We start from the raw sequence: 12,425 nt of genomic DNA on the forward strand, positions 1-12,425 counted from the left end.
TCCCGGCAACAGGAAGCGGTGGCACACACGACGGTGCGTGCCACCGCTTCACCATGCCGTCGTTGACAGGCCGACCTCCATATGAGAGCGGCTCCGCCGTGCGCCTGCGAGGTCACGAGCCCCAGCACGTCGCCGGCACGGAGATCGGCGGGCAACTCCACCGGACTGACGCAGCGTCGCCCCGGGCCGTGCACATCGACCTTGACCACCGCGCCCACCGAATGCCGGTTGACCACCACGGCCTGGCGCAGATCCCCGAACTCGGCGTCGACGCCCACCTCACCGGCGATCACCGAACGCACCCGCGTCACCAGAATCGAGCCCCACTGCACCGGAGTGCCCTGCGCATCTGCCAGATCCTCCAACGCAACGCCGTCGACGGTGATGCGGCCGCACACACAGTGTGTGTCGGCAGGCCAGAGCGCTGGATCGCACCGCGCAACGTAGGCGGCACCGAGGGACGGAAGCATGTCGAGAAGTGTCATGAGAAGCAGTCTTGCGCCGCGCGGTGGCGTCGAACAGAGGTGTTGACGCAATCTTGACGGCACCGGCAGGAAATTTGACGACTTCGGCTCGCGATGCCCTCTACTGTACCCACTGGTACATTCAGTCGGGTGATTGCAGACGACGTCTACCGCCGCGGCCGAGCCGGCCTGCCCTCGTGGATCACCGATCACGACGGCCGCCGCACCGAACTTCCGATCGCGCGCTGGATGGGCGGAACCCATTCGACGATCGAAGACATCATGGCGGACGAAGCCTCGATCGCTTTCTGCACCGGCCCCACCCTCGATCTCGGCTGTGGACCAGGGCGTTTGACCGAAGCTCTCACCCGAGCCGGCGTTCCCGCGCTGGGAGTCGATACGTCCTCGGTCGCTGTGGAGATGACGAACCATCGCGGCGGTCTCGCGTTGCAGCAGGACATCTTCTGCGCGATACCGGGCGCGGGCCAGTGGTCACACGTGCTGCTCGCGGACGGCAACATCGGCATCGGCGGTGACCCGGCTGCACTTCTGAGGACGGTTCGCTCGCTGCTGCACGAGACCGGCACGGCCGTCGTCGAAGTGGATTCCGCGTCGGGTGTCGACGATCGGAATCGAACGGTCCGGTGGGAAACCGACGACTGCGTGGGCGAATGGTTCACTTGGGCCAGCGTGGGCGCGAGCGCGCTGTACGCGCTGGCGGCCACGGCGGGCCTGCGGGTCCGCCGGACTGTCGAATCGAACGGACGAGTGTTCACCGAACTCGCTGTTCACAGCATCGACCGAGGAGTCGGAGACCCGTGAGCAAGGAACTGCCGAGAACAGCCAAGGGCAGACGAACCAGAGCGGCGATCGTCGATGCGGCCGCGTCGATGATGTGCACCCACGGCGTCGCCGGAACGACTCTCGACGACGTACTCGCCGCGTCCGAAACCGGAAAATCGCAGCTCTACCACTATTTTTCCGACAAGTCGGACCTGGTCGAAGCCGTGATCGCACGTCAGCTCGAACGCGTCCTCGCCGCCCAGCCGCGCCTGGCCCACATCGACAGCCTCGAGGACATCGACGCATGGGCCGCCGAGATCGTCCGCAATCACGAACAACCAGGGGGCCCGTTCTCGTGCCCCCTCGGTTCGCTCGCCGCAGAACTCAAGAACGACGCGGCGTTCGTCCCCAGCCTCCATGCCGCGTTCCGACGCTGGGAACAACCGCTGGAACAGGGGCTTCGCCGCATGATCGACCGCGGGGAACTCGATGTGTCGACCGATCCGGCCGCTGCTGCCGCCACGCTGATCGCGTCGCTTCAAGGCGGAATGTTGATCGCGCGCATCGCGGGCGACGTGCACCCACTGCGCGACACTCTGGACGCCGCCGTAGCCGCAGTCCGTCGCCGTCGGACTCGACACTGACACCGACCCTGGCGAACGGGCCCGAAGTGCGCTAACCTCGACCTCACAGTTTGTACTAATAGGTACAAAATTGGAGACGGGAACCAGAATGCAGCGACTTCCCACGTTCCGCAGCCCGATCCGCGGCGTCTGGTTCACGTCGGTCCTGGCGTCCGTCCTGCTCGTCGCCCTGCCGATCGTGACGATCACCGGCTTCATCTCCTGGGCCGCATACGGCCCGCAGTTCGGCCAGGCCATGCCAGGCGACGTCGGGTGGCTGCGAATTCCCTCGTTCGACTGGCCGACCGAGCCCGCCTGGCTCTATCGACTCACCCAGGGCCTGCATGTGGGACTGGGACTGGTCATGGTGCCGATCGTGCTGGCCAAGCTGTGGTCGGTGATCCCGAAACTGATCGAGATGCCCCCGGTTCGCAGTGTCGCGCACCTTCTCGAGCGAATCTCGTTGCTGGCGTTGGTCGGTGGCATCCTCTTCGAGATCATCACCGGTGTGCTGAACATTCAGTACGACTACATCTTCGGCTTCAGCTTCTACACCGCCCACTACTGGGGCGCCTGGGTGTTCGTCGCCGGCTTCGTCGCCCACGTGGCGCTCAAGCTTCCGACCATGGTGACCGCGTTGAGAACGCGGCCGTTCCTGGAATTGATGCGCATTCGAGTCGCCGATACGGTGCCCGATGCCGACGACGAATCAGGTCTTGCTGCAACCGATCCCGCTCCGGCGACGATCAGCAGACGCGGAGCTCTCGCACTCGTGGGCGGCAGCGCACTGTTCGTCGCTGTGCTCAGTGTCGGACAGACGACGGGCGGACCACTGCGCTCGGCGGCGATCCTGCTGCCTCGCGGACGCTCGTACGGCGACGGCCCCAACGACTTCCAGATCAACCGCACCGCGGAGTCCGCAGGCGTCACCGATGCGCAGACAGGCGATGCGTGGCGGCTGACCGTACTGGCCGGCGGTACCGAGGTAGTACTCACCCGAGCTCAACTCGAACAGATGGACCTGCACACCGTCGAACTCCCGATTTCCTGCGTCGAGGGCTGGTCGACGGTTCAGTCGTGGACCGGAGTTCCGCTCCGAGATCTGGCGGCACTCGTGGGTGTCGATGCCGTCGATACCGGTGAGGTGCGGTCGCTCGAACCCGTCGGGTCGTTCAACCGCGTCACCTTCGGAGGACACCAGATGATGCATCCGGATTCGCTTCTCGCACTGAGAGTGAACGGGGCCGACCTGTCCCTCGACCACGGCTATCCCGCTCGCATCATGATGCCGGCGATACCCGGAGTGCACGCGACCAAGTGGATCGAATCCGTCGAATTCTTCGAGGAGCGAGCATGACGACGTTTCGAGCCAGGTACGGCGCAGGACCGCTGCATCTCGCGGTCACGGCCTGCTGCCTCGCCCTGGCCGGCGCGGTCGTCCTGACGATCGGCTTCCCGGCACTGTGGAACACCGATACGTGGTGGCAGTCCATCGGACTCTGGTTCGTCGGGGCAGCGGTGGTGCACGATGCGATCCTGTTTCCGCTGTACGCCATGCTGGACCGGACGCTGGTCGCTCGTCTGGGCAGGTTCGTCAACGCGGTCCGCATCCCTGCGCTCGGGGCGGGTTTGAGCCTGCTGCTGTTCGCACCGGGGATCTTCGCCCACGGGAGCGACACGTACGAGGCCGCCACGGGTCAGACACAGGAGCCCTACGCAATGCGATGGCTGCTGTTGGTAGCGGGGATGTTCGCGGCCAGCGCAGCGTTCTACGGCGGCCGCGAAATACTCAGGCGGAGGCGTCGACGCGATCTTGACGTGCACCGGGCACGGTTGCACGCAACGACCGTCGGTCGACGGGATTCCGCCGGTCGTCGCCGGTAGTGAGCAACCCGGCCCGCACCACGCGGCCCCGAACTACGCTCCACAACATGAGTGGCGAGTATCGGCAGGCCTTCGAGGACAGTATCGACAACCGCGAGCAATTCTGGCTCGACGCCGCGGCGGGAGTCGACTGGGACACCCCTCCCACCAGCGCGTTCGACGGCACTCACTGGTTTCCCGAGGCCCGCCTGAACACCTGCTTCAACGCCTTGGACCGGCACGTCGACGCCGGACACGGCGACCGGACCGCGTTGATCTACGACTCGGCGATGCTCGGACTCAGCCGCAGCTACACCTACGCCGAACTTCTCGACCACGTCGCTCGATTCGCCGGTGTGCTGCGTGAGCAGGGCGTCGGACCGGGCGACCGCGTCGTGATCTACCTCCCGATGATCCCCGAGGCCGTCGTCGCGATGCTCGCGTGCGCTCGACTCGGCGCGGTGCATTCGGTGGTGTTCGGCGGCTTCGCAGCCAAGGAGTTGGCAGCGCGAATCGACGACGCCGAGCCGGTCCTGCTGATCACCGCCAGCGGCGGGTTCGAGCCGGGTCGCGTCATCGAATATCTGCCGCTGGTGCAGCGCGCCCTGACGCTGACGACCGCGAAGGTACCGGCGGTGATCGTCAAGACCCGCGAGGGAATCCCCGGCAGTCACGACTGGCTGGACTGGGACTCCCTCATCGCCGACGCCACCGCGGCACAACCGGTTTCGGTGCTGGCAACCGATCCGTTGTACATCCTCTACACCTCGGGTACGACCGGTAAGCCCAAGGGTGTGGTGCGCGACAACGGCGGTCATGCCGTCGCGCTGACGTGGTCGATGCGCAACATCTACGACGTGGGTGCCGGTCAGGTGATGTGGACCGCGTCCGACGTCGGCTGGGTCGTCGGGCACTCGTACATCGTCTATGCACCGCTGTTCGCCGGGGCCACAACGGTTCTGTACGAGGGCAAACCCGTCGGGACTCCCGATGCCGGCGCGTTCTGGCGGGTGATCCAGGATCATGGCGTCCGGGCCCTGTTCACTGCGCCGACTGCACTGCGCGCCATCCGCAAGGTCGATCCCCATGCGACCGAGCTCGAGAAGTACGACGTCTCGTCGCTCGAGACCCTGTTCGTCGCAGGTGAGCGTCTCGATCCCGATACGTACGAATGGATTTCGCGAACCCTGGACCGGCCCGTGGTCGACCACTGGTGGCAGACCGAAACCGGGTGGGCCATCTGCGCCAATCTTCGTGGTCTGGAACCACTTCCGATCAAGTCGGGATCGCCGACGGTGCCGGTGCCGGGGTTCCAGGTCGGTATCCTCGACGCCTCGGGCAATCCGGTGGACGCAGGCACCGAGGGCAACATCGTCGTGAAGCTGCCGCTGCCACCGGGTGCGTTGGTGGGGCTGTGGAACGACGAATCACGTTTCCAGCGTTCGTATCTGGACACGTTCCCCGGGTACTACCTCACCGGCGATTCGGGCTACATCGACACCGACGGCTACGTCTACGTCCTCGGCCGTAGCGACGACGTCATCAACGTCGCCGGCCACCGTCTGTCGACCGGGTCGATGGAAGCCGTGCTCGCCGGTCACCCCGCCGTCGCCGAATGCGCGGTGATCGGCATCCACGACGACCTCAAAGGCCAACGCCCCAGCGGGTACGTGGTGCTCAAGGCCGGCGAGCAGATCACCGAGGAACAGCTGCGCACCGAACTGGTGGCCATGGTCCGCGATCAGATCGGTGCCCTCGCGACGTTCCGCGATGTGACGATCGTCGGAGCGCTGCCCAAGACCCGCTCGGGCAAGATCCTGCGGAAAACCATGCGGCAGATCGTCGCCGGTGAGGAATACGGCGTGCCGTCGACCATCGAGGATCCGGCAGTCCTCGATGCGCTGGAGAAGTTGCTCGGCAGATAGGCGGCGGTAATACGAGCAACCATGGCCGAAACCCGCGCGCCACAGGAGTCTCCCGCGCGATAGCGTCGTCGACATGACAGATCTCGACACCCGTCCCGCGGTGGATTGGCTTGCGCTCGGAGCCGTCACCGTCACGGTGATCTCGTGGGCCTCGGCCTTCGTGGCGATTCGCGGCGTCGGCGAATCCTTCGGAGCCGGTCCGCTCGCATTGGGCCGGTTGCTCATCGGATCCGTCGCGCTCGGTGCGATCGTTCTGGTCAGAAGGCAGTGGGTCAAGCCGAACCGCACGCAGTGGCTGCAGATCATCAGCATCGGCGTGTTCTGGTTCGGTATCTACAACGTCGCCCTCAATGCCGCCGAGCAACGCGTCGACGCCGGCACGACGTCGATGATCATTCAGATCGGTCCGATTCTGGTCGCCCTGTTCGCGGGTCTGCTGCTGGGCGAGGGCTTTCCGAAGTGGTTGGTGATCGGAGCGGGCATCGCGTTCGCCGGAGCAGTGATGGTCGGTGTCGTCACAGCCGTCACCACCACGTCCACGACCAAGACAGACGCCGACTTCCTGGGCATCGCACTGTGTCTGGTCTCCGCGGTGACCTACGCCGTCGGAGTGCTCAGCCAGAAGCCGGTGCTGCGCACCATCCCCGGACTTCAGGTGACGTGGATGGCCTGCACCATCGGCGCAGTGTGCACACTGCCCTTCGCGCCTGCTCTGCTCGGCGACCTGTCCACTGCATCGGCGGGAGCCACCAGCGGATTGATCTACCTCGGCCTGGTACCGACGGCCCTGGCGTTCAGCACCTGGGCCTACGCGTTGACGCGAATGAACGCGGGCAAGCTCGGCATCACCACATATGCCGTTCCGCCGATCACCATCACACTGGCCTGGTTGCTACTGGGCGAGGTTCCGCATTACCTCGCCGTGGTCGGGGGCATGATCTGTCTGGTGGGAGTCGGGTTGTCCCGCAGAAGATAGGGGTCACTCCGCAGGCTCCGCTCGAGCGTTGAGTTCTCACAGCGCCTTGAAGCGCGCGATCGCAACTTCTCGCTCGTGTTTGTGGTCGACGATGGGCTCCACGTAGTCCTTGGGTCGCCCGAACTTCAACGTGTGCACGGCTTTTCCTTCTTCGCCACGTAGCTCCGGCACCCAGCGCCGCACGTAATCGCCGGTGGGGTCGAATTTCTCGCCCTGGGTGATGGGGTTGAACACGCGGAAGTACGGCGAGGCGTCGGTGCCCGTTCCGGCGGTCCACTGCCAACCGTGCTGATTGTTGGCCAGATCGCCGTCCACGAGATGCTGCATGAAGTAGCGCGCACCTCGCCACCACGGCAGGTGCAGATCCTTGACGAGGAACGATGCGACGATCATGCGGACCCGGTTGTGCATCCACTTCTCCGAGTTCAACTGCCGCATACCGGCATCGACGATCGGGAAGCCGGTCTCGCCCTTGCACCAGGCCTCGAACAACTCGTCGGCGTGCTTGCCCGAGTCGATCTCGATCTTGTCGAACTTCTTGACGTAGTTCTCTCGGGCGCTGTCGGGGCGCTGGAACAGGATGTCGGCGTAGAAGTCTCGCCAACAAATCTGCCTGCGATACGACGCTGCCCCTTCGCTGCGCAGCTTGCCGAGGTCGGCCAGCATCGTTCGTGGATGAATGGTTCCGTACTTCAGATGCACCGACATCCGGCTCGTCGAGTCGAGGTCGGGACGATTGCGCTCGTCGTCGTACGCCGAGACCTCCTCGAGGAATTCCTTCCACTGCTTCGACGCAGCCTTCTCACCGGCTGCCGCGTCGGACGCCTCTTTCTCGGTGGGAATCTTCGCCCGCCGAACGCCTTTCACCTCGTCCGGGTCGATCCATTCCACGGTCTTCGCGGACGTGTCGGCCGGTCCGCGCCACCCGTGCTCCAGCCATTGCCGGGAGTACGGCGTGAACACTTTGTACGGTTCGCCGTCAGTCTTGGCGATCCGCCCGGGTGCGATCGCGTACGGGGACCCGGTCTCGACCAGGGTCACCTTCTCGCCGACGCGCTTGTCTCGGTCGCGTCCGTACGGGCCGTAATCGGCGCTGATGTGTACGTCCTCGGTGCCGATCGCCTTCGCGACCTTGGGGACCACGGTCTCGGGGTCGCCGTGCACCACCATCAACCGGCCGTCGAGTTGCTCGTTCAGTGCTTCGAGCGAACGGAACAGAAAATCCTTGCGCGGCCCGCCCGAGGGCTTCAGTAGACGGTCGTCCAGTACGAACAGCCCGAGCACCGGATCTCCGGACTCGGCAGCGGCGGTGAGTGTGGGCAGATCCCCCAGACGGAGATCACGGCGAAACCATACGAGCGACATGGTTCCAGTCTTACCCACCGACGCGGTCGGCAATCACAGCCCGCTCTCGGCCGAACTCTCAGAGAACCGCCAACGATGGCTCACCATGGCCGCAACATGGGGCTCTACCTTGGGAAACACAGAAGAGAAAAGGAGAACATCATGACGAACACACGCCCCTTCCCCGGCGCCCTTTCCCTGGTGGACAGCACCTGCACCTTCGAGAAGTACTACGAGCAGCTCTACGCCAAGGCACCTGCACTCGCCTGGTCACTCGATGCCGACACCGGCCGCCGCAGTGCTCTCGAGGAGTTCTTCGCCAAGACGCCTGCAGAACGCCGAAGCACCGTCGACAGCTGGGTTGCATAGCATTGGAACGGTGACCGAATCGTCGAGTGCCCCCGCCACCGTCCTCGTCGTCGACGACGATGTCGACGTGCTGTCGTCGCTGCAACGCGGACTGCGCCTGTCCGGGTTCACCGTCATCACCGCATCCGACGGCGCGGAGGCGCTCGGCGTGGTGTCGCGATCGATGCCCGACGCCATCGTGCTCGACATCAACATGCCGGTACTCGACGGCGCGAGCGTGGTGACCGCGTTGCGCGCCATGGGAAACGACATCCCGATCTGCGTGCTCAGTGCCCGCAGCTCGGTGGACGATCGCATCGCCGGGCTCGAATCCGGTGCCGACGACTACCTCACCAAACCGTTCGTGCTGGCCGAGCTGGTCGCACGGATTCGCGCCATGCTGCGTCGTCGCGGCACCGGTCCGGTTGTGCCGGTTGCAGATTCGGGCGCGCCGAACTCGGCCGTCGCCATCGGAACCCTGGTGGTGGACATCCCCGGCTATCGCGTCCACCGCGGCGGAGCCGACATCGATCTGACCAAACGCGAGTTCGAGTTGCTCGCGATTCTGGCCCGCAACAAGGGCGTCGTCCTCACGCGTGAACGACTGCTCGAGCTGGTGTGGGGCTACGACTTCGTCGCCGACACCAACGTCGTGGACGTGTTCGTCGGATATCTGCGACGCAAACTCGAGGCCGACGGTTCGCCGCGCATCCTCCACACGGTTCGCGGAGTCGGCTTCGTCGTCCGGGACGCCGCATGAGCTTCTCTCTGCGCGCCCGCGTGGCCGCCGCCACGACCCTCGGTGCCACCCTCGTCGTCGCCGCACTCTCGGTGCTCACCTCGGTCGCTATTTCGCGCAACAACGTCAACCAGCTCGACGAGCGGCTGACGACGGCGTCTCAGGTGCTGATCCCGACCTCGACGACGCTGGAGGCGTTCCTCGATCAGCTCTCCGGCGCGTTCGCCGTCACCATTCGCAGTGGCGACATCGTCGTCGCGTCCACTCCGACACGGCTGCCCGCGCTCGAGACCGGGTCGCAGACCGTCGACGTCGACGGGCAACGCTTCCGGGTTTACACCGCCGTTTCGACCGCGGTGTCGTCCATCTCGATTTCCATCGGCGTGCCTGCCATCGAAGCGCAACAGGTCACCGACGAACAGCAGCGGCAAGTGATTCTGCTCGGACTCGCTGCGATCGCAGTGTCCACCGGCCTGGGCTGGCTCTTCGGTGGCAGAGCCGTCAAACCGTTGGTGACGTTGACCCGGCAGGTCAGCGCGCAGCCACCGACCGCGCCCGAAACCCGCACCGGTGTCACCGAAGCCGATGCGCTCGCCGTTGCGATCGGCGGCATGCTGACCAGACTGAACGAGGCACAGGACCGCACCAATGCCGCGCTCGACACCGCACGCGACTTCGCGGCCGTCTCCGCACACGAGCTGCGAACCCCACTGACTGCGATGCGCACCGACATCGAGGTGCTCAGAACTCTCGACCTCGAGCCGGCGCAGCAGCAGGAGATTCTGGGAGATCTCGAGCGGACGCAGGGTCGAGTGGAGACAACCCTGACCGCCCTGGAACGACTCGCGTCGGGCGAATTGTCCAGTGAGGGCGACAGAGTCGAGACCGACATCATCGACGTCTGCGACGTCGCAGCCCAGGATGCGCAACGACTGCATCCGGGACTCGACATACGCGTGGAGTACGCCGCCGACTCCGAGATCACGATGCGCGCACTGCCGACCGGTCTTCGGCTGGCCGTCGACAACGTGATCGGCAACGCCGTTCGACACGGCAACGCGACGTCGATCGTCATCACCGCCGAGCGCGAGGGCAAGACGGTACGTGTCCTGATCGACGACAACGGATCCGGCGTTCCCCTCGACGAACGCGAGACGGTGTTCGGCCGGTTCGAGCGCGGCACCCGAGCCGCCAAGGGCGGCTCCGGGCTCGGCCTGGCATTGGTGGCGCAGCAGGCCGAATTACACGGTGGGCGTGTCTACTTCACCGACAGCCCGCTCGGCGGTGCCCGATTGGTGCTGGAGCTGCAGGACAGCTGAAGTTCGGCAGTCTTTACGCGGGAGAAACCTGCGGGCCCATCCGAGCCGTGGATCATGTACCCATACACACGTTGTCGGATTTCTTCGTCCCCACCATCGACATCTCGCCGTACGTTCTGGGTGATGCCACCCCGACAGGCGACGGGACTGCCCGACGCAGCGTCGCGGCGGACGTCGACTATGCCTGCAGCACAGTCGGTTTCATGCAGATTCTCGGGCACGGCATTCCCGAGGACACCGTGGCCGGACTCGCGTCGGCGATGGATTCGTTCTTCGGGCTCGACCTGGCGACGAAGCGAACCTACATCTGCCCACCCGAAGTGAATCGGGGATACACCGCTCCGAAGAGCGAATCGCTGAGCCTGAGCCTGGGAGTCGAATCGGCGTCGGGCATGAACGATTACTTCGAGGCCTTCAACGTCGGCACCGGAGAACCGAACACCTGGCCCGACTCCTCGAAGTTCCAGCGCGCCGTCGACGAGTATTTCGCCGAGGCAGCACGCGTGGCCCGGACGCTGACCACAGTGTTCGCCGACGCACTCGGCGTGTCACCGAATACGTTCTCCGACATCACCGGTCGATCGCTCGATACCCTGCGGATGAACAACTACGCGCTCGAACCCGGCATGCATGTGCCGGATGCCGAGCTCACCGGGATGAGCGAACACACCGACTACGGATTGGTGACGGTGCTGTGGGCCGATCGAGTGCCCGGCCTGCAGGTTCTCGGAACCGACCGACGGTGGCACGACGTGCAACCCGCCGACGGAGCCATGTTGGTGAACCTGGGAGATCTGACGGCCCGACTGACCGACGATCGCTGGATGTCGACGCTGCATCGGGTCCGTCCGCCGATCACCGACGGGACGATCCAGCGCAGGCGATCTGCCGCGTTCTTCCACGACGGCAACCTCGACGCGGTGATCGCGCCACTGCCGTCGTGCATCGAGCCCGGTGACGTGGCCCGGTACGAGCCGGTGACGGTAGCCGGGCACATTCACGCCAAGCTCGCGGGTTCCCGAGAGGGAACTGCCAATCCCGCGGCAACCCGCGAAGCCGAGCGGGTACGCAATGCCGTTGGCGGCCCTGCAGTTATTTGACGTCGAGCAGATCGATGACGAACACGAGGGTCTTGCCGGAAAGACGGTGTCCTGCACCGGCGGGACCGTAGGCGAGCTCCGGCGGAATGGTGAGCTGACGACGTCCGCCGACCTTCATTCCGGGAATGCCGTCCTGCCAGCCCTGGATCAGTCCGCGCAGCGGGAACTGGATGGACTCGCCGCGGTTCCAGGAGGAGTCGAACTCTTCTCCCGAATCGAACTCGACGCCGACGTAGTGCACCTCGACGGTGCCACCGGCCACTGCCTCTGCGCCGTCACCCTCGACGAGGTCGACCGTCACCAGGTCCAAGGGCGCCGGTCCGGCCTGAAATTCGATCACTGGCTTCGTCACTGAAGTCTCCTGCGGTTGATGCCGGCCCGCCGACGCCGGCTGTCTATCTCTGGGCATATACCGCTTCGACCATACGTCGTGACGCTCAGCCGATCGGAGCTGGCATCAATATCGTCTTGTATTCGCAGGTCAGAGTATTGCCGGTGGCGGGGTCGGTCATCTCGACCTTCCAGGCGTCGGAGAACTGATTCACCCCGTGGTGCATCGAGATGGTGCCCGAGATCAAAACCGTTCCACGCGAGAACAAGCCACGCTCGGTCAGCACATCGAGCCAATACTGCGGCGCGAGAAGATCACCGAGCGTTCCGGTCTGGATGAGTGTGCCGTCGGCCCAGGCGGTCAACGTGATCTCGTCGAGTCGATCGGCCACCTCGGACAACCGCCACGCGCCGGTGCCCAGCACGTCGGGAGCGGCGTTCTTGCTCCACGCGACGCTGTGAACCTCCAGGTCACGGTCGGTGTGATCGCACGCCACCGTGAGCAGCACGTCGTCGATCGTGTCGCCGAGGATCACCAGAGCCCACTCCGCCTCGCCCGAGGTGCGACCGTGTTGGACGGCGACGGAATCGGTCTGCTGCGCCAGATACGG

General features: G+C 65.2%; 13 protein-coding genes and 1 pseudogene. 10 read left to right on the forward strand and 4 right to left on the reverse strand.

Annotation, left to right across the window (positions count from 1 at the left end; all coding sequences use genetic code 11):
• Positions 1–485 (reverse strand): annotated as a pseudogene (locus A2J02_RS28065) (hypothetical protein); the annotation flags it as partial.
• Between the two features lie 129 nt (positions 486–614).
• On the opposite strand from A2J02_RS28065, the gene A2J02_RS05360 reads away from it, so the two are divergent.
• From A2J02_RS05360 to A2J02_RS05385, 6 genes are all read left to right on the forward strand, one after another.
• Positions 615–1,286, forward strand: coding sequence for a methyltransferase domain-containing protein (locus A2J02_RS05360; protein WP_231893862.1), 672 nt, complete (start codon positions 615–617; stop codon positions 1,284–1,286).
• A complete protein-coding gene (locus tag A2J02_RS05365) occupies positions 1,283–1,891 on the forward strand; it encodes a TetR/AcrR family transcriptional regulator (RefSeq protein WP_197477943.1) in 609 nt (202 codons plus the stop codon). The genes A2J02_RS05360 and A2J02_RS05365 overlap by 4 nt, the downstream gene beginning before the upstream one ends.
• 88 nt (positions 1,892–1,979) lie before the next feature.
• A complete protein-coding gene (locus A2J02_RS05370) occupies positions 1,980–3,227 on the forward strand; it encodes a molybdopterin-dependent oxidoreductase (protein WP_068047753.1) in 1,248 nt (415 codons plus the stop codon).
• Positions 3,224–3,754 carry a hypothetical protein gene (locus A2J02_RS05375; protein WP_068047731.1) on the forward strand — a complete coding sequence of 177 codons (531 nt, stop codon included), beginning with the start codon at positions 3,224–3,226 and terminating at the stop codon, positions 3,752–3,754. Before A2J02_RS05370 ends, A2J02_RS05375 begins: the two co-directional genes overlap by 4 nt.
• 47 nt (positions 3,755–3,801) lie before the next feature.
• A complete protein-coding gene (locus A2J02_RS05380) occupies positions 3,802–5,658 on the forward strand; it encodes a propionyl-CoA synthetase (protein ID WP_068047755.1) in 1,857 nt (618 codons plus the stop codon).
• A 73-nt stretch (positions 5,659–5,731) separates the two neighbouring features.
• A complete protein-coding gene (locus tag A2J02_RS05385; RefSeq protein WP_068047735.1) occupies positions 5,732–6,634 on the forward strand; it encodes a DMT family transporter in 903 nt (300 codons plus the stop codon).
• Between the two features lie 36 nt (positions 6,635–6,670).
• Here A2J02_RS05385 and A2J02_RS05390 read toward each other — a convergent pair whose 3' ends face one another.
• Positions 6,671–7,999, reverse strand: a complete 1,329-nt coding sequence (locus tag A2J02_RS05390; RefSeq protein ID WP_068047738.1) for a cryptochrome/photolyase family protein — start codon at positions 7,997–7,999, stop codon at positions 6,671–6,673.
• Positions 8,000–8,140: 141 nt separating this feature from the next.
• On the opposite strand from A2J02_RS05390, the gene A2J02_RS05395 reads away from it, so the two are divergent.
• From A2J02_RS05395 to A2J02_RS05410, 4 genes are read left to right on the forward strand one after another with little or no spacing between them, the layout of a single operon-like run.
• Positions 8,141–8,347 (forward strand): hypothetical protein, encoded by a 207-nt coding sequence (locus A2J02_RS05395; RefSeq protein WP_068047758.1) that lies wholly within the window; start codon positions 8,141–8,143, stop codon positions 8,345–8,347.
• Between the two features lie 10 nt (positions 8,348–8,357).
• Positions 8,358–9,086 (forward strand): response regulator transcription factor, encoded by a 729-nt coding sequence (locus A2J02_RS05400; RefSeq protein ID WP_068047741.1) that lies wholly within the window; start codon positions 8,358–8,360, stop codon positions 9,084–9,086.
• Complete coding sequence (locus A2J02_RS05405; protein WP_197477942.1) at positions 9,083–10,384, forward strand: sensor histidine kinase; 1,302 nt, start codon at positions 9,083–9,085, stop codon at positions 10,382–10,384. The genes A2J02_RS05400 and A2J02_RS05405 overlap by 4 nt, the downstream gene beginning before the upstream one ends.
• Positions 10,385–10,431: 47 nt before the next feature.
• Positions 10,432–11,484: an isopenicillin N synthase family dioxygenase gene (locus A2J02_RS05410; RefSeq protein ID WP_231893861.1), complete on the forward strand. Its 1,053-nt coding sequence runs from the start codon at positions 10,432–10,434 to the stop codon at positions 11,482–11,484.
• Here the strand turns inward: A2J02_RS05410 and A2J02_RS05415 are convergent.
• Positions 11,477–11,836 carry an FKBP-type peptidyl-prolyl cis-trans isomerase gene (locus A2J02_RS05415; RefSeq protein WP_032377394.1) on the reverse strand — a complete coding sequence of 120 codons (360 nt, stop codon included), beginning with the start codon at positions 11,834–11,836 and terminating at the stop codon, positions 11,477–11,479. The genes A2J02_RS05410 and A2J02_RS05415 overlap by 8 nt on opposite strands.
• Before the next feature lie 85 nt (positions 11,837–11,921).
• The coding region (locus A2J02_RS05420) for a DUF2848 family protein (RefSeq protein WP_068047747.1) at positions 11,922–12,425 on the reverse strand (504 nt) is incomplete at its 5' end.

This window comes from Rhodococcus sp. EPR-147 (assembly GCF_001647185.1).
Classification (GTDB): domain Bacteria; phylum Actinomycetota; class Actinomycetes; order Mycobacteriales; family Mycobacteriaceae; genus Rhodococcoides.

Coding starts and splice junctions, on each gene's coding strand:
- A2J02_RS05405 (WP_197477942.1), top strand. CDS start 9,083: ATGAGCTTCTCTCTGCGCGCCCGCGTGGCCGCCGCCACGACCCTCGGT.
- A2J02_RS05370 (WP_068047753.1), top strand. CDS start 1,980: ATGCAGCGACTTCCCACGTTCCGCAGCCCGATCCGCGGCGTCTGGTTC.
- A2J02_RS05385 (WP_068047735.1), top strand. CDS start 5,732: ATGACAGATCTCGACACCCGTCCCGCGGTGGATTGGCTTGCGCTCGGA.
- A2J02_RS05395 (WP_068047758.1), top strand. CDS start 8,141: ATGACGAACACACGCCCCTTCCCCGGCGCCCTTTCCCTGGTGGACAGC.
- A2J02_RS05380 (WP_068047755.1), top strand. CDS start 3,802: ATGAGTGGCGAGTATCGGCAGGCCTTCGAGGACAGTATCGACAACCGC.
- A2J02_RS05375 (WP_068047731.1), top strand. CDS start 3,224: ATGACGACGTTTCGAGCCAGGTACGGCGCAGGACCGCTGCATCTCGCG.
- A2J02_RS05390 (WP_068047738.1), bottom strand. CDS start 7,999: ATGTCGCTCGTATGGTTTCGCCGTGATCTCCGTCTGGGGGATCTGCCC.